The organism is Paenibacillus darwinianus (assembly GCF_000598065.1).
GTDB lineage: Bacteria > Bacillota > Bacilli > Paenibacillales > Paenibacillaceae > Paenibacillus_I > Paenibacillus_I darwinianus.
In genome coordinates, this window is the sequence record NZ_KK082139.1 from 1 (window position 1) to 18,760 (window position 18,760).

Sequence of the window (18,760 nt, forward strand, 5' to 3'; positions counted from 1 at the left end):
CTGCGCCGCTTCGTGATCATCGGCGGCTGCGCCTACGCCGAATTCCGACATCGATTTGCGCTCCAGACGCGCGTCGATGTCGCGCTCAATGCCGTCGAGCCGCGAGAGATCGCGCGGCGTTACCAGCGTTACGGCGACGCCCCGCTGGCCGGCGCGGCCGGTCCGGCCAATTCGGTGGATGTACCACTCCGAATCTTGGGGAATGTCATAGTTGAACACGTGCGTCACGCCTTCAACATCGATGCCGCGGGCGGCAACGTCCGTACAGACGAGCAGCTGCAGCTTCGCGTCGCGGAACCGCTTCATGACCTGCTCGCGCTTGGCCTGCGTCAATTCGCCGTGCAGCTCGTCGCTGAGGAAGCCGTGTTCGATCAGCGCTTCGTTCAGCTTGGCCGCGCGGACTTTCGTCCGGCAGAAAATAACCGCAAGATAAGGCTTGTACGTTTCCAGTAAACGAATCAGCGTCGGCTGCTTCGAGCGGTCGGTCGTGTCGACTGCGATCTGTCGGATGCTGTCCAGCGTCACTCGCTCGGTGCGGATCGTCACATCCTCGGGTTCCCGCATATAACGCTTGGCCAGCTTGCGAACCGAATCCGGCATGGTAGCCGACAGCAGTACCGTCTGGCGCCTTTCCGGCGTTTGCGCGATCAGTTCTTCAACCTCGGTCAAAAAGCCCATGTGCAGCATTTGGTCCGCTTCGTCAAGCACAAGCACCTCAAGCTCCGACAGCCGGATCGTGCGGCGGCGCAGATGGTCGAGCAGCCGTCCCGGCGTGCCGACCACAATCTGCGGCCGTCCGTCGAGCTTGCGGATCTGCGCGTCTACGTCCTGACCGCCGTAAGCGGCCAGCACGTTGGCGCCGACCGCATCCTTCAACTTTTTGAATTCCTGGGTAATCTGGATCGCAAGCTCGCGGGTGGGCGTTACGACCAAGGCTTGCACGTTGTTATTATTCGGATCGATCCGATTCAGGATCGGCAGCGCGAAGGCGAGCGTTTTGCCCGTTCCGGTTTGGGCTTGTACGATTGCGTCACGTCCGGCCAGCAAAAGCGGGATGGCGCTTTTCTGCACGGTAGTCGGAGTCGTTAAGCCCTGCAGGCGCAACTGCTCCGTCACCTCCGCGCGTATGCCGAGCTTGTCGAAGGGGGTTGTCATTTATTCGTCCTCTTTTCACATTGCGTTTGTATGATTCCCCTAGTATACCAGTTCGGGAAGGAAAATAAAGCAAACGCGCCATCGGGGCCGGATATTGGCGGCTTTTTCGCCGAAACCGTGCAACAGCCGGCTTTGTCTCCGGAAGCAATCTCGTCTGGAGCGGCGGCGCAAAAGTTCATAGAAAGATGGTTTCCGACTTGCGCGCCGTTCCGGTATAATGGATTTAGCAATAGCAGGAACCCTGTTCACTTACAATCAAAGGAGAATCGCCGATGGCATTCGGATTACAAAGAGCGGAGCTCGTCGAGTGGAAAAAGCGGGTAGCCGCCGGAGAGATTGCCTATATGACGCATTACTGGCTTGAGGCGCGGTGGCCGGACAGCACGACGGTCACGAAGGTCGGCTGCGCCGATCTCGGCAAGCTGTCGCGCTGGTGCAGGAGCAATGGACTCAATCCCGAATACATCCATGCCAGAGACGATTATCCGCATTACGACCTGATCGGCAGCAAACAGAGAGAGATTTTGGCCCGGGAAGGGCTGTGGGAGCAAATCGAGCGGTTCGGTCTTTGAGCAGACAGGCGCCATCTATACGATTATAAAGGAGACCGCGCATCACATGTCTTTATCCATTCAATACTTGTCGTTTTTCGTTATCCAGACCGACGGGGAGGAGGCCGGCGCATCCAAGCAGCTCAAGCATTTCCAGACGTTGGACGGGGAAGCCTATTACGACAGCGAGCTGAAAAGCTTTCTCGACAGTGAGTTCATGCGCATCCTCAAACGGAAGGTCGAGCGCAATCCCGGGAGCGTGAACGCTCCGACCAAAATCGGGCGCTTCGAGGTAGAGCCCGGCCACGAGCTGACCGCGAATCCGAACTTCAACCTGCTGCAGCGTCTGCGCACCGCCGATAACCGCGAGCAATTTCTCGGCTTTGCCGATGAGATTGTCCGCGTCTATATGGATACGAGCGCCGTTCGGGGAGGCGCCTTGATCGCGGCAACAGCCACAATGAAGACTCATTTTGACGAGCCATTCGTCTTTTTGATGAAGTGCGATTTCGAGCCTAAAATTGCCCGCATTTCGGACGAACGCAGCCTGATTTCGCATGTCGAGATGGCGATCAGCGCCCGCAACATCAAGTCGATCCAATATCCGCATATGCCGGAGGAGGGCATGATCGAGCCGTGGGAGCTGAAAATCCATCAGGCCTCGCATGCGCGTTACTTCGAGGACTTCCTCAAGTACGTATCGTACGACAAGCCGCTGCCGGAGCTGATGAACGAACAGATCCTCGGCATGGTGCACCAGCACATGGAGGAGAAGTGGCAGGATACGCCGCAAGACAATGAGCTGCGCCAGGAGGACGAGCAGAAGCTGGAGTTCTGGGCTGCCAGCGATAAGCGCGACATTCAGGGGCGCTGGACGCATGAGACGGTAACGGAGGCCGCAGCGCAGTTGATCGAGCATAAGCCCGATCTCGGCTTCGGGTTCAAGCTGGACGGCGTAGCCGTGAAGGGGCTGCTGGCGGATTACGGCACCAAAATCCATTTTACGAAGCATAACGGCAAATATGTCGTCATGCTCGAAGGCGACTCCTTCCAGTTTGACCGCGGCATGTCTCCGGTTGAGCTGCTCCACCCCGACCCGCTTGAAACGGTGCTGGATCGGATCGGGCAGTCATCAGCAGACGATGATGCGCCTTGGGACTGAATGATTTATGACATTAAACATTAATGGGGGGTAATAGAGCGCATGGACAAATTGTTTTTTATCGAGATCGGTATGGGAACGGACCTGCACGGCCAGAACATTACGAAGGCGTCGGTCCGCGCCGTGCAAAATGCGATTCATTCGAATTCGATGCCGGGGCTGCGCTCCGTGCTGCCGGACGGCACACTCGACAACATGAAGGTTAATGTGAAGCTTGCCGTTCCTTGCGATAAGGACAAGCTGGACATTGCGGCGGTGAAGGCGGCGCTGCCGTACGGGCAGGTGTCCGTCGAGATTGTGGATGGCGGAATGCTCACGACGAGCGGAGTCGTATTGCCGGACAAGGACGATGTGAACGACCTGATCTACGTGGTCATCGCGTCGGTGGAAGTCGGTTATTAAGAGGAGCGGCATCAACATTGTGTTTCATTTGCAGATAACGCCGCCTTAATGGTGGCGTTATTTTGTTGTTTGTGGTTAATTAGTGAGTGAGAGCTGTTTGTTCGTAGGGGGAAAGCAATGAATCACGCGATCAAGCTGCCGATGATTGCCGCTCTGCTGCTGGCCGCTGTATCCTACGGGGGACACGGCCTTCGCGCCGTCGGGTATCATGATTGACGAGGAAGGCAACATCATCACGGCGAATTGCTGCGATTGGAGGTAAATCAGTCATGGCTGTAAGGGCGGAGGTGCGAACGATGCGTTTTCGCGTAAAGAGAGACGGACGACTCGAGGCGGGCGGACTGTTTTTCATCGGATTGCTGGATATGGTAATTCTGCTACCGTATTTTCGCTCGGAAGGCGCCACGCTCTTATCGGATGTCGTGGTGGTTTGTATTGCGCTTGGCTTGACTGTACTGATGGGCTGGCTGCTGTTCGGCATCAGCTACGTCATGGATGCGGAGGGCTTGATTGTAACTGTCGGCCCGTTCCGCAGCAAAATACTCTACGGACACATCACCCGGGTATCGAAGGCGAACAATCGCTGGATCGGTTACCGGGCGACGATGTCCAAGGATACACTCGAGATCCATTACCGTTCCGGCCGGTTCACCAGCGTCAAGTTGTCCCCGGCGGACAAGCAGCGGTTCATCGAAGAACTCGTCAGGCGGTGCCCGTCGCTGATTATCGGGCCGTTGGAATAATGACTGTTACAGACAGGAGCAAGTCAAGTCTACCGGTTTGCTCTGATGGTGATAATAGTGGCGTATTCTGGGGCTTGAGGGGGAATGATGGGTAGTCGATATTGGGAATTGGAACATCTTCGAACCGGCACTATAGTAGGCCTACTGTTCATTTCAGGAAAAGGACCAACCGAAGAAGAGAAAGGCAAGCTCGGTGAACATTTTACAACCGAACAAGGTTATCAATTTGCCAGACAAGCAGGGTTTGAAGTGCTCGCTGCAGTCAAGGAGTATACGGGTTCTTTGGATCGGGTGAGAAGGGTCGTCAAGGCGCAAGGTTTCGTAAACGCGGTTCCTTCCTTCTTAGAGCACGCAAAAGTGTTGAACGGATTCTCCGACTTGATGATTGGTTGATGTGTTTGGGGGACAAAGTGAGGATTGATCTAACGTTTATCACTTTAGGAGAGCCTAGGACCATCAGACGACATCCATCAGATGAAAAATTTTGCCCAAAACATAAATCAACGGGAGGTTCATACAATAGCTAGACAGCTCATTTTCAAGGAGTGACGGCTGGTATGGGCTATATGACGGATGCCGAATTTATTAGTCAAGTCTGGACATTATATCGAACGGTTAAAGATCAGGGAGGCCTTCTCACGGTAACTTACCCAACTGCTCTCCAGCAGTATAGCGCGGTTAACTTAATGGCCTTTCTTACGTATAAAAAAAACGTGAAAACGGATTTTTTGACGGCGATGCGAGTCAGGGGACTACGGTTAAGCACGTACCAACATGTCGCACACAGCTTGGAAATCATTTGCTCCCGTTTAGGGATCCTGCCGTCAAACCAGATCACGGCCGCAGCCCCCCCGCCGTCAATCATTCGCATGAGGAGCGAGGCGCTGTTCGGAACCAAACGGGATGCCGAATCGCCTCATATTATGCTGACGCTGGACGTTAGGATGCTCGCGTCTCCGGTTATCGAGCAATTTTTGGCCAATGGGATGACGATTGCCCGCATCAATTGCGCGCATGGCGACCGAAGCATATGGACGAAGCTGATTGAAGCCGTTCGCGGCGCCGAGGAACAATTGCGCGGCAAAGGGCAATACAGAGGGCAAGCATGCAAAATTTATATGGATTTGGCGGGTCCCAAAATCCGCGTCGGCCCGATTCGCAAAACCGGGTATCCGCTAAAAATAAGCGTTAAAAAAAATGAATACGGACAGCCGCTCGAATCGCTACGGGGCTTTATCGGTCCCCATCCGCCGGCGGCAAGCATGGAGTCCAGCCAGGCGTTTGATTTTGAGATACCCATCCTGCCCCATGACAAATTGCATTTGTTGAAGGAGGGCGATCGCCTGGCGTTTCGGGACATCCGAGGGAAAAGGAGGACCTTGCTGGTTCTCCAGGTTATGCCGTCCGGATTGGAAGCAAGTCTCGATCAGACCGCCTATCTCGATGAGCATACTACGCTGTACAATGAGGACTATCATATCAATTTACGAGTAGCAAGCCTGGCCAAGAAGCCGGTAAGGCTGTTCGTCAAAAAATCCGATTCTTTACGGATCTATTTGAATGACAAGCTGGAGGGCGATTACTCCCCTACGGGGGTTGCTTGCATCTCGGTCAGCTTACCCCAGGCATTTACCAAATTAAGGGAAGGACATTCCGTTTTCATCGATGACGGTAAGGTGCATGGCATCGTATACAGGCATAATGAGCGCTTCGTTGATGTAAAGGTTGTGGCGCCTGACTACCCGATCGTCTTAAAAGAGGGCAAGGGAATCAATTTGCCGGATTCCAACGTGGGCAAATCGATCACCGCGTTGACCGGAAAGGACACAGAGGATCTGGCATTCATAGCCGAGCATGCGGATATGGTCGGTGTTTCCTTCGTGCATGACGCTAATGATTTGCGCCGGTTGAAGGAGCTTCTGGACGAGTCGGTTAAATCGGATATTGCGGTCATCGCCAAAATTGAAACAAGGGAAGCCGTTCATCATTTTTCAAGCCTGCTGCTGGAGGGACTGACATTTGCCCGTTTTGGCGTGATGGTGGCAAGAGGAGATTTGGCGATTGAAATCGGCTTCCAACAATTATCCGTCGTTCAGGAAGAGATATTGGCGATGTCCCGCGCAGCCCATGTCCCGGTTATCCTCGCCACACAAGTATTGGACACCATGGCGAAGAAGGGCATGCCGTCCCGCGCTGAACTGGCGGACCTGTCTTTCGGAAGCGAATTTGATTGTGTCATGCTTAACAAAGGGCCGTTTATGAAGGAAACCGTCTCCTTTCTGCAGGAGACGCTGCTGTTGCTGAATCAGGTCAAACATCATACAAAAACGATTACAAGACTGATGCACGACTAGAAGCGGCCGGGCATGACAAAACCTCTCCGATCCGAAGAGGAGAGGGAATGTGTCATTGGTTCCCGAATGGCTTATCGCGGCGTTCTGTTTTTGCCGGTGAACGATTGGATTTGCGACATCAACCAGTCGCGGGCGCTTTTGTTGCGCATCAGATAAGCGGCTCCCATACCAAGTGCGGTGAATAATGCTTTTCTCATTTTCATTACCTTTGCCGTTATGCGCCGAACGCCGAAAGGCCGAACCCACGAGGGTTCGGCCTTTACTGTTGTGCCGGGACACGGAGGGATCGAGTCTGCATAGATCGGATTCCAGGCATGCACAAGCATCTCTCCGCCACGGTTGACGAGTCAGGACATCTTAGTAAATGAAGGCGCGGGAAACGATGACGAGAAGAATAAACAGTACCAGGATGACGCCTGCGGAAGTACCGAAAAATCTTCCATATCCACCTACTGCACTCATTGTCCTTCCCCTCCTTTCTCATATCATACGACCAGTGTATTTAGAATGAAGCCTTTAAGATTGGATTATAGCCCGCTTCGCCGGGAATTGGGCGGCTGTCCCGGTTGTAACGAATCTCCGCACTTAACCATATAGTGAAGAAGATGGAGGGTGGGGAGATGCCTAATGTAAACAACATTTTCAACATTAAAATCACCAGCGTGGCCGGCAACGGCTCTGTCAACTTCGGCAACACGCTTCATAAAGGACACTCCTTCATCCAGAAAAGAGTTGGAGGGTACACCGTGGTAGGCGACGGTACATTGTCGAACAACCGTGAAGTGGCCAATGTCAATGACCCTGATCTCGCCGATCAGAACAACTCCCAGCTGTAAGGAGGATGTGAAGAATGATCATCTCCATTGCCGTCGTTAAGATCAACTGCATCAGTCATGTCGGATCGATTAACATCGGCAAAACCATCCTGAGCCGAAATACATCTGTTATACGAAGCTATCCGGAGCCGCCGGAAGTGCAGCAATTGGTCTCAGCCGAAGGCAATATCGAGGTGGGGCAAAATGTATGCTGACATGTACACTTATTTGCGGCTGCTCGAAGACCGGATTAAAAGTCTGGAAAAACGTGTGGCGGAATTGCAAATCGAATCCGGACGGCTAACCGAGGGCCTGAGGCAAATGAAGCCGGTTCATATCGAAAATATTACGTACAAAGTTCAGGAATTGGCCGTACACGATTTATCCGGCACCCTGAACATCGGACTGACGGCGCTGTCCGATCCGAAGCAGCTGGAGAACTGGATCAAGCAGAAGGAAAATGAAGACGGCCAAACCGTAAATGCCGAGAACCTGAGTCAGGCACACCCCATGGAGGAGCTGTAAATGGCGGATGAGAAGGCTAAACGTCGGGCCTGTCTCCGATGCGGGCGTATCGTACAAGCACAGTACCAGTACTGTCCGGATTGCGGGGCGCCTGTTACGAACCGTTGTATGGATGAGGGCGATTTGCTTGATGATCCTTGCGGGTTTATAAACGACGATCAAGCCGCCTATTGTGTCCGCTGCGGGTCTATCACGGCGTACAACAAGGCGGGACTGCTGTTCGGGGCGTTTCCGGAGAACAAAGTACTTAAGAAATATGACATCGACGAATGGAAACAGTTCTCCCATCCCTTCTTCTACTAAATAAACGGAGGGCCGGCATCGGCCTCTCCGTCTCATCAAAAGGCTCACTCCCGCAGCATAATATCGTGATAGGGACCGGAGCTGTTTTTTTTCGGCAGCCGGATTTCCAGCAAACCCTGCTTATACGTCGCCTTCGACCGGGCCGGGTCGACGTCGCAGGTGAGCGGTATGATCTGCGTGCATTCGGCGTTCTTGACTTTCAGCTTTCGTTTATTGACGGAAAAGTTCAGCTCGTGCGGAGACGTTTGTTTCGGCAACCGGCATTGCACAAATACGCTCCGATGAGATTCGAACATATCATAATCAATACCGCCGCCGTCCTTAAACGGGTTGAAGTAGGGATGCCGCATCGACGGATTTTTGAAGAAACGTTTCATGATATTGCCAACATAATCCCCGACTGGATCAAGTCCTTCCCCGTGCGTTGTCAATTGTCCTTCAGGTATGAAGGGAAATTGCTTCACCATAAACTTCTCGAATTCGTGCCAATCCAGCATCTGATTCTGATGATCCATTACGGTTGTCACCTCCTGCTCATCTATTACCGTATATTATGTGAAGTCAGCCCGATTGACACACCGTGAGAAATCGGGAGTTCAGGCGGAACATACACACTTCGGGAGTCATATGCTGAGAGTGGGCGCAATTATGGAGGGATCAGCATGCCGGCTATTGTGGGGAATATCAAAATTCTAAGCGTAGCATCCAGTTCCATCGTACAGTTGGGAGATGCGATCGTTCTATCCCCGAGGAGCACGTCCAAGACCTTTGCAGGCGCCGGGTCGTTTAATACAGGCGATTTACCGATGACGAATAATGGCGTCAGTCTTACGAATACGATGGACAACGATGTGATTGACGATACTGTGAAGACGTTCTAGACGATCGAAATAGCCAATTGGGGGCGGATAGCATGAACGTTCAGCAGACGATTACGATCCACCATCTGCGCGTCGACGGCATTGCCAATTCCTCCGTGCTTCAGATCGGTACGGCAGGATTGATCAAACCGTTCTCCAATTTGTATAATACGGGTGGCTTCACCGGGCCTGCCCCCAAGGCGGGTGAACCCAATATACCGATCGTCCCGTTTCCGCCTCCTGACTTGGGTCAACGTTCTGTGCTATCAGAGCAACCGGAAGCGTAGGATGTACCATAGGGGGAGAAGCCTATGGACCTGTTCCAGTACATCGTTCGCCTGCAGCAGGAAATGCATCGGGCGCTGGCGTGGCAAAGCGACAGAATAAAAGTATTGACGCAGGAATTAGCTGCCGTGAGGACTCAACTGGAGCATCTGGAGCGCTTGCCCAGAACGAACATCGAGAAAATTGAGTACAGCTTCGAGCAGTTGAAGGTCGAACGATTGGACGGTACGCTCATCATCGGCATTTCTCCTGCCGACACCGGTGTTATTCAGGATTTCGACATGGGGCAGCAGCATCAGGAGGACGTTTCGTTCGGTCAGACGAATAGCTCGGATGATCCGCAGCAGCCGATCCGCAAGGAGGCGGGCGCTTATATTAGGGAGCAGGTACCGAAGCTATTGGAGAAGGAAGCGAATGCCCGCAGCCTGGCGCTGGCTCCCAAGGACCGTGACCTGATCGTCGAGGATATGCTCAAGCAGGTTGATGAACGTATCCGCGTTTATTTTCAACACATGCAAGCGGAAAAGGGCCAGCCTATTCAGACGATCCGCGAACAGGTGTTCCATAAAGTGAAGCAGGACGTGGACGCTGCCCTGCAGCGATATGTCGAGCATTTTGGAAAGGGAGAGGAACGTTGAGCGACCGTATACGAATGAACATCGTGAACGAAAGCCTGCAGGTCGGACATATCCGCATAATCGGAGTAGGCAGTTCTTCCGTCGTACTCATCGGAGACACGGAAACGATCAGTCTGGCTTCCGTGTTCGACACGCCTCCGGAAGCGTTGATCATCGGGCAGCTGGTACCTTTTGCGGCGGAATCGGGAAAATAACATGACGCGCTTATCGCTCGTGGGAACGGTGAAAATAAGAACGATCTTGTTTTCCGCTATTTTTCAAGCCGGTGATAATCTTGTGATTGCTCCCAGCTCCAGCGTATTTGCTGTGCAAAGAGAAGTTCCGACCTACCTCGGAAACGAGGGCAACTTTAACGATCCTTTATTCACCGCGCCCATTCCGCGCCCGATTCAGGATGAGCAGGTACAGGTATCGATCCGTAACGTAAAGCCGCTGATTCAGGTAGGCAGCCTGGATATCATTGGGGTGTCAACCGCTTCCGTCGTACAGATCGGATCCAATCGGCTGATTCAGGCGGAAAGTCGGATGAAGCATATCCGGCAGCTGCTGCCGAGGCCAAGGAGGGCGGACAGTGAAGCTCGCGCATGAGCAAGTCGTGAGAAAATATGTAAACAAATATTATCCGGAAGCCCGGACCGTGCTGCTGGCAGGCAGTGCGGCGCAAGGGAGAGCGGGGGAGGGCTCCGACATCGACCTCGTCATTTTCGACGAGAGCGCAGAGGAATCGATTCGCTGCATCGACCGGAAGTTCGCAACGATATTCGAAGTTTTCCTTCTGTCGCCGAAGCAGTTTCCTTATTTCCTGAAGGAAGCCCGCAAATCGGGGATTCCTTCGATCGTTCGAATGTGTGTGGAAGGCGTCATCGTCATCGATCATGGCCAGGCCGCCGCATGGATCGCGCAGGCGAAAGAGGTGTGGCTGCAAGGGCCTTACGCACGTCCGCTTGAGGAATTGGATCAATACCGCTATGAGATTACCGAGCATCTGGAGGATTTTGCGAACTCCGATTGCAGGGCGGAGAACTTGTTCGTTCTGAACAAAATTTCAGAGCTGCTTGGCCTGTTTCTGCTGCGCGCGAACAAGCGTTGGCTCGGTGTCGGAAAATGGGCTTATCGGGCGCTTGAGGAATACAATCCCGCCGTCGCGCGGCAGTTCGCCGAAGCGATGGACTGCTTTTACCGCAGCGGTTCCCGCAGCGAGATCGTCGAATTTGTGCGCGCCATGCTCGCCCCTTACGGAGGCAAGCTGAGAGTCGGATGGATCGAGGGGGTATCAGGCAATCCCGAGGAGCCGGATGAGCCTTGAATCTTTGCTTCTTGCAAGGTTTGCCTTTGGAGGATGGGTTCGATTCGGAGCTCATCTTTTTGTGTTGCCTGCAGGGAAGTCGGGGTTCCGGCATCGAACAACGATTTTGAAAGCAGCTTTCGTGAGGCGTCCAACATCATCGCGGGAGCTGCTGCGTCTTTTATGAGGAAGGGTATTCAATAACTTTCAGTAAACGCTTACCAAATGAACGCCGGAAAGTGTATACTAGTTAGGTAGCACATTCGAAGGAGTGAGCGTATGATCTTCATCCATCACAACGGATACAACATCAAGCTTGTAGAGGCGTCGGTCGTGGACAAGCCAGTGCTCCGCAACATGATCCAATTCTACTTGTACGATACGAGCGAATATAACGGCAAGGACCCCGACAAACACGGCGTGTTCGATTATATGTTTTTCGATCACTATTTTACCGAACACGGCCGGCAAGAAGAAGGACGTCTGCCGATTCTGATTCAGATCAACGATATGCTTGCCGGCTTTGCGCTCATCAACACGTTCAGCATACTTGCGCCGCAGACGCCATCAACGCGCAATCTCGCGGATTTCTTCATTATGCGCAAGTGGCGCCGCCGCTCGATTGGCAAGGTGATCGTCAAAGAAATTTTCGATACGTGGCAGGGCCAGTGGGAAGTGAAGCAGGAGCGGGAGAACTTGAGCGCGCAGCAATTTTGGCGCAACGTCATTCATGAATATACAGCGGGCGCCTTTAAGGAAACAGACCTGAACGACGAGCGATGGAACGGTCCGATTCAGGAGTTCAGCAACAGCGGGCGGCTGTAATCGTACCGGGCGGGCAATTTGCACGGCAGGCTGCTAAAGGAAGCGCATAGAGCGCGGGAGACGATCCCGCGTTTTTGCTTGCCATGGATAGCCGATGAGGGAAAATCGTGTCTGCTGAATCGGAAGTCATGCTGTTGGTTAAAAAAACGTAAGGACCTATCACTCACGATCTATAAGGAAGGTGTGCCGGCATGCCAGTGTTATCGTTAAATGCTTGGTCGTTCGAGCGGTATATGGGACCGCTGCGACTGATTGAATGGAATGAGGATACGAAGGAACAGGTGCTTAAAGTCTCGAACCGCCCCGAGGAAATGAGTTTATCCGCGATGTTAGCCAAGCTTGCGCGCAGAGGTTATCGGGCGGCAGAAATCCCTTATTGCCATTTGCAGGATACGTCCGAGGAAGGGCTGGAGCATCTGCGGGATCAAGCTCGCATGCAGAATGTGCAATTGACGTCGCTGCTGCTTGACTATGGAGATTTGTCGTCAGCCGACTCGCTGCGGCGTCGTATCGACCTGACCTGGTACAGGCGTTGGATTGATATAGCAGCCGATGGGGGTTTTGTATGCGTACGCATTCCCGCTGGCGAGTCGGAACCAGGGGATCGGCCTGCTATTATGCGCGCGGCGGACGGGCTGCGCCATGCGGCTGAGTATGCGAAATCGCGCAACGTTCGTGTCGTCACGGAGAACATCGGCAGCCTGCTGTCGACCTCGGATAACGTGAAGCATTTGCTTGAAGCATGCGGTGGACGCGTAGGACTGACGGTCGATTTCGGTAACTTTCCCAAGGACAAATACCGCCAATTGGCGGATGTGATGCCATACGCCGATACGGTGCATGCCAAGGCCAAAACGAAGTCCGGCGGCATCGTCGATGAGGACGATTTCTACCGCTGCCTGGAGTTGTGCGCGAATGCCGGCTTCCGCGGTCCTTTGTCGCTTACGTATCTGGACGACGGGGATGCGTGGGAGGCGCTCGACGGATTGAGAAGCATGGCCGAAAATGTCATGAACAAACCGGCATGAACCGGAGTTTAACTTCTGTCGGCAGGCGTTAAAACAGGCATTAATTAAGGCATTGGAGAAGTACGCCGCTTATACGCCCTTCTACCTGGACCACACGGAGCTGGAACAAGCCTTCTACGGAGGAGGGCTTCCATGTGTCGCATAAAAGGCTGGAGCGTTATTATTTGCATTTTACCGGAAACGTGTTGTTCCCGCGGGATCACAACCTGAAAGCCTTCCAACGCCTGTCAAAAGCGCAGGGCGAGAATTACCAACTGGAAACGCCATATTTTTCAATGCCCTTCGAAATATTGTCGGTCGATGTCATCGTGTGCCCGTTCGATCTCGGCTTCCTGACCGTCCGCATCCGAATCGATCAGCCGGCGACTCCGGCGTTATGCCTTATCTGGATACGACCGATGTGAACGGCGCTTACTTCGAAACGCTGCCCTTTTTTGTGGATGAGCGCATGTTCGAGTTCCGGCAATCCGGATTCTATAGCGGACTATTGTGACCGGCACATCTACGCAAGGTGGAGCCCGGAAACCTTTTTCGGACTTAATGAGCATACGTATTGCTGCTTGACGAACGGTCCGGATAAAAGGGTCCGCGAGCTCGCGCGCTCACCGGTTTGGTCGTCGGCATCGTTCTGTGGTTTGTTCTCATAGTGAAATGGATGAGAGACGGGCTCAGAAGGCGGGAGAGATAAGCCCAAAAGAAAGATTGGTTGTATTTTGGTTGTATTTGTTGACAATGAGAATGAATCTCATTAAGATAAGGAGTAGTGAACCGTGACGATAGATTGAATTCAATGGCGGGTGAGCGAACAGGTGAAAACGATCAGATACTGCTGCCGGAACGAACGGCTCGGCTCCAAAACGGTGTACAAGGGCTTGAAGCACGAGTATCCCGAGGTAAAGCAGAAGAAGAAGGATTGCTTGGGCCATTGCAAGCAATGTCATAAGCAATGCATCGCCCGGGTGGGCAAGGGCAACCTGATTTGCGCCGAAACGCCCGACGAGCTGTATGCCCAGTTGAAGAAGCTAATCGATGAGTCCCGGCAGAAGGAGTTCGTGCCGGTGTGAATCAAACGCAGCTTTGAATATTCCGTTTGTCATTCTTATCGCAGTTCTGTTACTCTTGTATTAAGCAATTGCGAATCAGTAAATTCAGACGGAAGGTTGTGACCCGCTTGTTGAACGATACGTTAAGCGAAGCGCTGAACGAGCAGATGAATTTCGAATTTTTCTCGGCCCATGTTTATACGGCCATGGCGGGTTATTGCTCCGCCGAGAGCCTTGACGGGTTCGCCAACTTCTTTCTGGTTCAGGCGGAGGAGGAGCGGTTCCACGGCATGAAAATTTATAAGTACTTGAACGACCGCGGCATTCACGTCCATTTGACCGGAATGGAAGATCCCCGCAACAATTACGGTTCGGTTCTGGAGGTGTTCGAGCACGCCTACGCGCACGAGATGATCGTGACTCGGCGCATCTACCATTTATCGGACCTGGCGTTGAACGATCGCGAGCATGCCACGATGCAGTTCCTGAAGTGGTTTATTGACGAGCAGGTCGAGGAAGAAGCGATGTTCGACAGCATTATCAATAAGCTTAAGCGGATCGAGAAAGACAGCAACGCGTTTTTCATGATGGACAATGAGTTTGCGCAGCGGACCTTTACACCTCCTGCCGGGGCGTGATGAGCGCTGTATAGAACGAAGGCCTCCGGACAATCTGCCGGAGGCTTTTTTGGGGCGGCAGTAGAGGGCGAGGCTTCTCCCTTAGTAAGAAGCTATAAGATTCGCAGTCGTTGCAGCCAGCCTTCATCAACGACGGTCGGCTGGTCGGAAATTCGCGTCAAAGAGAAATCGGAGGCTAATTCCAGCGGGGTGATCGGCTCGATCCGGTCCAGCAGTCCGCTCATGGCCGCCAGGGCGCCGACGATGAGCTCCGGACGCAGTCCGCTCTCCCGCATGGCGCGGATCGAGTGGGCGCCATGACGCTTCGCTAGACGTTTGCCGTCGGCACCCAGCAGCAGCGGCACATGGGCAAAGCGGGGCGGACGCTTGTCCAGCGCCTCGTATATGAGCAACTGGCGGGGCGTCGAATCGATGAGATCGCAGCCGCGCAGCACATCGCTGATCTCCATCGCGGCGTCATCGACGACGACCGCCAATTGGTAGCTGACGATGCCGTCGGCTCTCCGAACGACGAAGTCGCCGCCTTCCCCCGCTTGGAACGATTGCGGACCCGCCGTCCGATCATGAAAAACAATTGGGCGATCCGGCACCGCGAACCGGAGCGCGGGCGTTTTGCGCTGAGCGCGCTCCTGCCGCTCTCCCTCATTCAGATGCCGGCAGCTGCCCGGATAAGCAGGCCCTTCGGCGGACAACCCATGCGGCGCGCTCGCAACCGCAGCCAGCTCTGCGCGGCTGCAATAGCAAGGGTAGAGCAGGCCTTTTGCCGTTAACCGGTCGATCGCCGCCTCATAGAGAGGCTGCCGCTCGGACTGGACATACGGTCCGAACGACCCGCCCTTGTCGGGCCCTTCATCCCAATCGATGCCAAGCCAGCGGAGATCGGACAAAGCTTCCCGGGCCAGCTCGGGTTTTGAACGCGGCTTGTCGATATCCTCCATACGCATAATAAACGTCCCGCCGGTGCTGCGGACCTGCAGCCAGGCCAGCAAGGCCGTGCGGGCGTTGCCGATATGGAGCTCGCCCGAAGGTGTCGGCGCATAACGCCCTCTTATCATGGATTCGCTCACCTCTGCGCAAAAAGAGCAGGGAGATTATCCCTGCTCAATCGGTTTAAATAAGGATTAGAATGTTGTTATGGCGGAGCCGACGGGATTCGAACCCGCGGTCTCCTGCGTGACAGGCAGGCATGTTAGGCCTCTACACCACGGCTCCATGGGATAACAACATGGCTGATCATACCATGAAAGATTGGACGGGCGCAAGCTTTTTTTTGAAAATAACGAATTAATGCCGTTAGATGCGAAGATGTGCCGCAGGTCGAATTGATTGCTCCGCGAACCGGGGGACACGGTTCGATTCTGAAGACGCTGTTCCACATTGTCGACAGCGAGCAGAGATGGATTCGTGCGATTTCAAAGGCTGCGCCCTTTCGGGAAACAAACGTTGTCCGAGTGGACGGCTGTGCAGGAAACGCGAATCTGGTCGGGAACCGGACCGGACGGCATCCGCCATATCCGATGGAGCGCCAAGCACGGTGTGCAGGAGGGCGGTACGGGTCGAGGAACGGGTTGCGCGATCGACGGCGCCCGCCTCCAAAGGATTGGTTCATTACAAGCTATCGATCTACGATGCTACGGTAATCATTGCGGACGGAACAGGGCGATCTTGTCGAGAAGGCTGCTGCATGACTATGAAGACGAGGAACATCACCGTCCGGGACGGAAAAGCGGTTCGAATCGTACAGCAATTCGTGCCGTAAGTAGAAGCCGACAGCTATTCGAGAAGACCGACAATCCTGTGCGGCCGAACATAAGAAGAAAGAGGTGGGGAAGCATGCGGATCATCGTGGTGTCAGACACGCATATGCCCCGCAGGAGGGTTAAAGGTTTGCCCGAGCAGCTGAATAACGCGCTTAGGGACGCCGATCTGATCCTGCATGCGGGAGATTGGTGCGACATGGCGACGGTGGATGCGCTCTCCCCGTACGCTCCCCTGGAGGGTGTTGCGGGCAATAATGACGGAGAAGCGCTGATAAAGCGATTCGGCTACCGCAAAATCGTGACGGTAGGCGACGTACGAATCGGGATTGTACACGGTCACGGCGTCAAAGGCACAACGGAGTCGCGGGCCCGCGAAGCATTCGCGCGTGAATCACCGGATGTAATCGTTTTCGGGCATTCCCATATTCCGCTCCTGAAGGAGATGAACGGCATTCTGCTGTTCAATCCCGGTTCGCCGACCGATAAGCGCCGACAGGCGAAATACTCCTTTGGCATACTCGAAGTGGATGGGCGGGATATTCGCGCTTCCCATCTCTTGTTCGATTAAAAAGAGCGTCCCTAGGAATCAATGGGACGCTCTTGTCTTTTTTTGCGTAAAATCGCGAACCTGACCATACCGTATACGCCGACCGCACTGAGCAAGCACCAAAACACGATTATCCCGTAGCGGTTGACACGATAGCCGATTTCTTCGATATATTCCTCGACGAAATAGCCAGTAAGGAAGTAGATGGCCGTCCACACCACAGCGGTGCTGTACGTATACGCCGCGTAACGGGGATACGGCATTTTGTTCAGGCCGACGATATACATCGACAGGTGCCGAAGCAGCGGCAGAAAGACGAACAGGCAAATCGCGAAGCTGCCGTATTTGGCGCGCAGCCGTTCGGATGTTTTAAGTGTTTTATGAAAGCTCTTCTTACTCTCAATCCGTTTGGCGAATTGACGACCGGCGGCTTTGCCGATTAAATAGCCAGACGTTAATCCGCAAGCGATGCCGAGAAAAACAGCGATGAAAGTCGGAACCGGGGACAGCAATCCCGAAGCGGCAACCGCGCCGCCGGTCATGACGACCGCTTCGTTCGGTATAGGCAGACCGATAATACCGAAGCACAGAGCAAAGAAAAAGGCTGCGTAGCCGAGCTCTTGAATAAAAGCCGTTAACAAATCATATCCCATAAAATCCATCCCAACGAGTCTGATTGTCTCAAGAATACGCTAAAAAGGGGCGGAAAAGCAATTAAGCATTTGTTAATATCTAGGAAATCACGATTTAATGTCCGCTGTTTGCGGACAATCCGAGCTTTTCGATCAAGGAGCGGCTACCGATGGTCTTTACGTTCAGTCCGGCTGCAATCGCCCCGGATGGAAACGGCGACAATTGCGACGAGGGCGGACGGGACCGCTTTGGTGAATCTCGGAAGAATATAATTGATGACTAACGTAAGCGCAAGAAGGGCGTACATGACCCAGCTTTGACCTTCGTCATGAACGAGCTGGGCCATAAAGATCAGAATGGCCAAAGCGTTGACGAACCCGATTACGACGGAATGGGGGATGAAGGTCACCAGCTTGCCCAGCTTCAGCATACCGAGCGTGCAATCGCTTCCGGAATGAGGGCGAGCGCAAATCACGCGGGCATAATTGTAGCTTGATCGTTAATTGTGATAAAATCTTAACAGTATCCGCATAAAACAGGCACGCGTTTCGAAAACGGGCGGGCCAAAGCGAAGAGGAGCCCCATAAACGAATGAAACTCCGCGCCGTACTTACATTCACGATTATATTCGCCTTTTTTGCAGCGTTGAATTTTTACGTCGGGTGGAACGGGCTGCTGTTCGTGCGTCCGTCTTCGGCGAAATGGCACCCTGTTCTCTACTGGATTCCGTTCTGGATCTTGGCATTCTCCTATCTGATCGGGAGAGCCAAGATGCTGCCCGGGCCGGCCGGAAGATTGCTGAAAGTGATCGGCTCCTACTACTTCGCCTTGTTTGAATTCGCCGTATTGATTCTCCCGCTGGCCGATCTGGCCGGGTGGCTGCTCAAGCGCTCCGGCGCCGAACGGGAGGTGTACGTCGGCGGTGTTGGAACCGCAGTCCTGCTGCTGATTGCGGCGCTTATGGTCTGGGGGAGCCGCAACGCGTGGAGCCCGGTGGTCCGAACCTACCACATCGCGCTGCCGAAAAGCGCGGATGGGCGGAAGAGTCTGCGGATCGCGGTCGCTTCCGACATCCATCTCGGCAACGTGGTCGGGAACCGTCACATCGCGCGGCTGCTCGAGAAAGTGAAGGTAATTAATCCCGATCTGATTCTGCTTCCAGGAGATGTGATCGACGACAGCATCGAGCCGTTTGTACGGAATCGAAT

Annotated in this window: 29 protein-coding genes, 1 tRNA gene and 1 pseudogene; 23 read left to right on the plus strand and 8 right to left on the minus strand. The window is 53.8% G+C overall.

From position 1 onward, the window contains the following. A partial coding sequence (locus tag BG52_RS04230; protein WP_036666875.1) for a DEAD/DEAH box helicase occupies nt 1-1,155 on the minus strand: 1,155 nt, incomplete at its 3' end. Nucleotides 1,156-1,427: 272 nt separating this feature from the next. Between BG52_RS04230 and BG52_RS04235 the strand changes: the two genes are divergently transcribed. The 6 genes from BG52_RS04235 to BG52_RS04260 all read left to right on the plus strand — a co-directional run bounded on the left by BG52_RS04235 (nt 1,428) and on the right by BG52_RS04260 (nt 6,367). Then, the gene (locus BG52_RS04235) at nt 1,428-1,727 is read left to right on the plus strand and encodes a hypothetical protein (protein WP_036584869.1); all 300 of its coding nucleotides are present in this window, start codon (nt 1,428-1,430) and stop codon (nt 1,725-1,727) included. A gap of 46 nt (nt 1,728-1,773) precedes the next feature. Continuing rightward, the gene (locus BG52_RS04240) at nt 1,774-2,868 is read left to right on the plus strand and encodes a DUF3900 domain-containing protein (RefSeq protein WP_036584867.1); all 1,095 of its coding nucleotides are present in this window, start codon (nt 1,774-1,776) and stop codon (nt 2,866-2,868) included. A gap of 42 nt (nt 2,869-2,910) precedes the next feature. Further along, nucleotides 2,911-3,270 carry a Lin0512 family protein gene (locus BG52_RS04245; protein WP_036584865.1) on the plus strand — a complete coding sequence of 120 codons (360 nt, stop codon included), beginning with the start codon at nt 2,911-2,913 and terminating at the stop codon, nt 3,268-3,270. A gap of 296 nt (nt 3,271-3,566) precedes the next feature. After that, nucleotides 3,567-4,013, plus strand: a complete 447-nt coding sequence (locus BG52_RS04250) for a PH domain-containing protein (protein WP_190287458.1) — start codon at nt 3,567-3,569, stop codon at nt 4,011-4,013. 84 nt (nt 4,014-4,097) lie between these two features. Further along, the gene (locus BG52_RS04255; protein WP_051602282.1) at nt 4,098-4,406 is read left to right on the plus strand and encodes a RidA family protein; all 309 of its coding nucleotides are present in this window, start codon (nt 4,098-4,100) and stop codon (nt 4,404-4,406) included. 476 nt (nt 4,407-4,882) lie between these two features. Further along, nucleotides 4,883-6,367 (plus strand): pyruvate kinase, encoded by a 1,485-nt coding sequence (locus BG52_RS04260; protein ID WP_190287459.1) that lies wholly within the window; start codon nt 4,883-4,885, stop codon nt 6,365-6,367. A 71-nt stretch (nt 6,368-6,438) separates the two neighbouring features. Here the strand turns inward: BG52_RS04260 and BG52_RS16610 are convergent, their stop codons facing one another. Both BG52_RS16610 and BG52_RS15930 read right to left on the minus strand, forming a co-directional pair. Further along, the gene (locus BG52_RS16610; protein ID WP_263280386.1) at nt 6,439-6,564 is read right to left on the minus strand and encodes a hypothetical protein; all 126 of its coding nucleotides are present in this window, start codon (nt 6,562-6,564) and stop codon (nt 6,439-6,441) included. Between the two features lie 160 nt (nt 6,565-6,724). Continuing rightward, a complete protein-coding gene (locus BG52_RS15930) occupies nt 6,725-6,829 on the minus strand; it encodes a dihydroorotate dehydrogenase (RefSeq protein WP_190287460.1) in 105 nt (34 codons plus the stop codon). 158 nt (nt 6,830-6,987) lie between these two features. Between BG52_RS15930 and BG52_RS04265 the strand changes: the two genes are divergently transcribed. Genes BG52_RS04265 through BG52_RS04280 form a run of 4 tightly spaced genes read left to right on the plus strand, consistent with a single transcriptional unit; the run spans nt 6,988 to nt 8,010 of the window. Next, nucleotides 6,988-7,203, plus strand: a complete 216-nt coding sequence (locus BG52_RS04265) for a spore germination protein (RefSeq protein WP_036584861.1) — start codon at nt 6,988-6,990, stop codon at nt 7,201-7,203. Between the two features lie 14 nt (nt 7,204-7,217). Next, on the plus strand, nt 7,218-7,397 hold the full coding sequence (locus tag BG52_RS04270; RefSeq protein WP_036584860.1) for a hypothetical protein: 180 nt from the start codon (nt 7,218-7,220) through the stop codon (nt 7,395-7,397). Continuing rightward, on the plus strand, nt 7,387-7,707 hold the full coding sequence (gerPC, locus tag BG52_RS04275) for a spore germination protein GerPC (protein WP_036584858.1): 321 nt from the start codon (nt 7,387-7,389) through the stop codon (nt 7,705-7,707). Before BG52_RS04270 ends, gerPC (BG52_RS04275) begins: the two co-directional genes overlap by 11 nt. Next, a complete protein-coding gene (locus BG52_RS04280) occupies nt 7,708-8,010 on the plus strand; it encodes a zinc ribbon domain-containing protein (protein WP_036584855.1) in 303 nt (100 codons plus the stop codon). Between the two features lie 44 nt (nt 8,011-8,054). On the opposite strand, the gene BG52_RS04285 is transcribed toward BG52_RS04280, so the two are convergent. After that, on the minus strand, nt 8,055-8,525 hold the full coding sequence (locus tag BG52_RS04285) for an Hsp20/alpha crystallin family protein (protein WP_036584854.1): 471 nt from the start codon (nt 8,523-8,525) through the stop codon (nt 8,055-8,057). Nucleotides 8,526-8,672: 147 nt separating this feature from the next. On the opposite strand from BG52_RS04285, the gene BG52_RS04290 reads away from it, so the two are divergent. The 11 genes from BG52_RS04290 (at nt 8,673) to BG52_RS04340 (ending at nt 14,612) form a co-directional block, all read left to right on the plus strand. Then, entirely contained in the window at nt 8,673-8,891 is a 219-nt protein-coding gene (locus BG52_RS04290) for a spore germination protein (RefSeq protein WP_036584852.1), read from the plus strand. 32 nt (nt 8,892-8,923) lie between these two features. Next, the gene (locus tag BG52_RS04295; protein WP_036584850.1) at nt 8,924-9,157 is read left to right on the plus strand and encodes a spore germination protein GerPB; all 234 of its coding nucleotides are present in this window, start codon (nt 8,924-8,926) and stop codon (nt 9,155-9,157) included. A gap of 24 nt (nt 9,158-9,181) precedes the next feature. Further along, nucleotides 9,182-9,793: a spore germination protein GerPC gene (gerPC, locus tag BG52_RS04300; RefSeq protein ID WP_036584848.1), complete on the plus strand. Its 612-nt coding sequence runs from the start codon at nt 9,182-9,184 to the stop codon at nt 9,791-9,793. A gap of 8 nt (nt 9,794-9,801) precedes the next feature. Next, nucleotides 9,802-9,987 (plus strand): spore gernimation protein GerPD, encoded by a 186-nt coding sequence (locus BG52_RS04305; RefSeq protein WP_036584875.1) that lies wholly within the window; start codon nt 9,802-9,804, stop codon nt 9,985-9,987. A 1-nt stretch (nt 9,988) separates the two neighbouring features. Beyond that, nucleotides 9,989-10,381 (plus strand): spore germination protein GerPE, encoded by a 393-nt coding sequence (locus BG52_RS04310; protein ID WP_036584846.1) that lies wholly within the window; start codon nt 9,989-9,991, stop codon nt 10,379-10,381. Then, nucleotides 10,365-11,099 carry a nucleotidyltransferase domain-containing protein gene (locus BG52_RS04315; protein ID WP_036584844.1) on the plus strand — a complete coding sequence of 245 codons (735 nt, stop codon included), beginning with the start codon at nt 10,365-10,367 and terminating at the stop codon, nt 11,097-11,099. Before BG52_RS04310 ends, BG52_RS04315 begins: the two co-directional genes overlap by 17 nt. A gap of 258 nt (nt 11,100-11,357) precedes the next feature. Further along, nucleotides 11,358-11,903: a GNAT family N-acetyltransferase gene (locus BG52_RS04320; RefSeq protein ID WP_036584842.1), complete on the plus strand. Its 546-nt coding sequence runs from the start codon at nt 11,358-11,360 to the stop codon at nt 11,901-11,903. 191 nt (nt 11,904-12,094) lie between these two features. Continuing rightward, complete coding sequence (locus tag BG52_RS14785; protein ID WP_051587947.1) at nt 12,095-12,931, plus strand: sugar phosphate isomerase/epimerase family protein; 837 nt, start codon at nt 12,095-12,097, stop codon at nt 12,929-12,931. Nucleotides 12,932-13,065: 134 nt separating this feature from the next. Next, nucleotides 13,066-13,335 carry a hypothetical protein gene (locus BG52_RS04330; protein ID WP_036584840.1) on the plus strand — a complete coding sequence of 90 codons (270 nt, stop codon included), beginning with the start codon at nt 13,066-13,068 and terminating at the stop codon, nt 13,333-13,335. A gap of 405 nt (nt 13,336-13,740) precedes the next feature. Then, the gene (locus BG52_RS04335) at nt 13,741-13,995 is read left to right on the plus strand and encodes a DUF1450 domain-containing protein (protein WP_081793561.1); all 255 of its coding nucleotides are present in this window, start codon (nt 13,741-13,743) and stop codon (nt 13,993-13,995) included. Between the two features lie 110 nt (nt 13,996-14,105). Then, complete coding sequence (locus tag BG52_RS04340) at nt 14,106-14,612, plus strand: ferritin (RefSeq protein ID WP_036584871.1); 507 nt, start codon at nt 14,106-14,108, stop codon at nt 14,610-14,612. A 92-nt stretch (nt 14,613-14,704) separates the two neighbouring features. On the opposite strand, the gene gluQRS is transcribed toward BG52_RS04340, so the two are convergent. After that, nucleotides 14,705-15,667 (minus strand): tRNA glutamyl-Q(34) synthetase GluQRS, encoded by a 963-nt coding sequence (gluQRS, locus tag BG52_RS04345; RefSeq protein ID WP_036584836.1) that lies wholly within the window; start codon nt 15,665-15,667, stop codon nt 14,705-14,707. A gap of 80 nt (nt 15,668-15,747) precedes the next feature. Beyond that, nucleotides 15,748-15,824 (minus strand) — tRNA-Asp (locus tag BG52_RS04350). Nucleotides 15,825-16,445: 621 nt separating this feature from the next. Between BG52_RS04350 and BG52_RS04355 the strand changes: the two genes are divergently transcribed. Continuing rightward, a complete protein-coding gene (locus tag BG52_RS04355) occupies nt 16,446-16,940 on the plus strand; it encodes a metallophosphoesterase family protein (protein WP_036584834.1) in 495 nt (164 codons plus the stop codon). A gap of 11 nt (nt 16,941-16,951) precedes the next feature. Here BG52_RS04355 and BG52_RS04360 read toward each other — a convergent pair whose 3' ends face one another. Then, the gene (locus BG52_RS04360) at nt 16,952-17,572 is read right to left on the minus strand and encodes a DedA family protein (protein ID WP_036584832.1); all 621 of its coding nucleotides are present in this window, start codon (nt 17,570-17,572) and stop codon (nt 16,952-16,954) included. Between the two features lie 145 nt (nt 17,573-17,717). Beyond that, nucleotides 17,718-17,988, minus strand: a pseudogene (locus BG52_RS04365) (SulP family inorganic anion transporter); the annotation flags it as partial. 155 nt (nt 17,989-18,143) lie between these two features. Here BG52_RS04365 and BG52_RS04370 point away from each other — a divergent pair. Further along, on the plus strand, nt 18,144-18,760 hold a 617-nt coding region (locus tag BG52_RS04370), incomplete at its 3' end, for a metallophosphoesterase (RefSeq protein WP_190287461.1).

Excerpts from the sequence above, each read along its gene's own strand:
- BG52_RS04250 (WP_190287458.1), top strand. The coding sequence starts at position 3,567 with ATGCGTTTTCGCGTAAAGAGAGACGGACGACTCGAGGCGGGCGGACTG.
- BG52_RS14785 (WP_051587947.1), top strand. The coding sequence starts at position 12,095 with ATGCCAGTGTTATCGTTAAATGCTTGGTCGTTCGAGCGGTATATGGGA.
- BG52_RS04310 (WP_036584846.1), top strand. The coding sequence starts at position 9,989 with ATGACGCGCTTATCGCTCGTGGGAACGGTGAAAATAAGAACGATCTTG.
- gerPC (WP_036584858.1), top strand. The coding sequence starts at position 7,387 with ATGTATGCTGACATGTACACTTATTTGCGGCTGCTCGAAGACCGGATT.
- BG52_RS04235 (WP_036584869.1), top strand. The coding sequence starts at position 1,428 with ATGGCATTCGGATTACAAAGAGCGGAGCTCGTCGAGTGGAAAAAGCGG.
- BG52_RS04355 (WP_036584834.1), top strand. The coding sequence starts at position 16,446 with ATGCGGATCATCGTGGTGTCAGACACGCATATGCCCCGCAGGAGGGTT.
- BG52_RS04280 (WP_036584855.1), top strand. The coding sequence starts at position 7,708 with ATGGCGGATGAGAAGGCTAAACGTCGGGCCTGTCTCCGATGCGGGCGT.
- BG52_RS04245 (WP_036584865.1), top strand. The coding sequence starts at position 2,911 with ATGGACAAATTGTTTTTTATCGAGATCGGTATGGGAACGGACCTGCAC.
- BG52_RS04260 (WP_190287459.1), top strand. The coding sequence starts at position 4,883 with ATGAGGAGCGAGGCGCTGTTCGGAACCAAACGGGATGCCGAATCGCCT.
- BG52_RS15930 (WP_190287460.1), bottom strand. The coding sequence starts at position 6,829 with ATGAGTGCAGTAGGTGGATATGGAAGATTTTTCGGTACTTCCGCAGGC.
- BG52_RS04265 (WP_036584861.1), top strand. The coding sequence starts at position 6,988 with ATGCCTAATGTAAACAACATTTTCAACATTAAAATCACCAGCGTGGCC.
- BG52_RS04360 (WP_036584832.1), bottom strand. The coding sequence starts at position 17,572 with ATGGGATATGATTTGTTAACGGCTTTTATTCAAGAGCTCGGCTACGCA.
- gluQRS (WP_036584836.1), bottom strand. The coding sequence starts at position 15,667 with ATGATAAGAGGGCGTTATGCGCCGACACCTTCGGGCGAGCTCCATATC.
- BG52_RS04285 (WP_036584854.1), bottom strand. The coding sequence starts at position 8,525 with ATGGATCATCAGAATCAGATGCTGGATTGGCACGAATTCGAGAAGTTT.
- BG52_RS04270 (WP_036584860.1), top strand. The coding sequence starts at position 7,218 with ATGATCATCTCCATTGCCGTCGTTAAGATCAACTGCATCAGTCATGTC.
- BG52_RS16610 (WP_263280386.1), bottom strand. The coding sequence starts at position 6,564 with ATGAGAAAAGCATTATTCACCGCACTTGGTATGGGAGCCGCTTATCTG.
- BG52_RS04255 (WP_051602282.1), top strand. The coding sequence starts at position 4,098 with ATGATGGGTAGTCGATATTGGGAATTGGAACATCTTCGAACCGGCACT.
- BG52_RS04320 (WP_036584842.1), top strand. The coding sequence starts at position 11,358 with ATGATCTTCATCCATCACAACGGATACAACATCAAGCTTGTAGAGGCG.
- BG52_RS04290 (WP_036584852.1), top strand. The coding sequence starts at position 8,673 with ATGCCGGCTATTGTGGGGAATATCAAAATTCTAAGCGTAGCATCCAGT.
- gerPC (WP_036584848.1), top strand. The coding sequence starts at position 9,182 with ATGGACCTGTTCCAGTACATCGTTCGCCTGCAGCAGGAAATGCATCGG.
- BG52_RS04240 (WP_036584867.1), top strand. The coding sequence starts at position 1,774 with ATGTCTTTATCCATTCAATACTTGTCGTTTTTCGTTATCCAGACCGAC.
- BG52_RS04295 (WP_036584850.1), top strand. The coding sequence starts at position 8,924 with ATGAACGTTCAGCAGACGATTACGATCCACCATCTGCGCGTCGACGGC.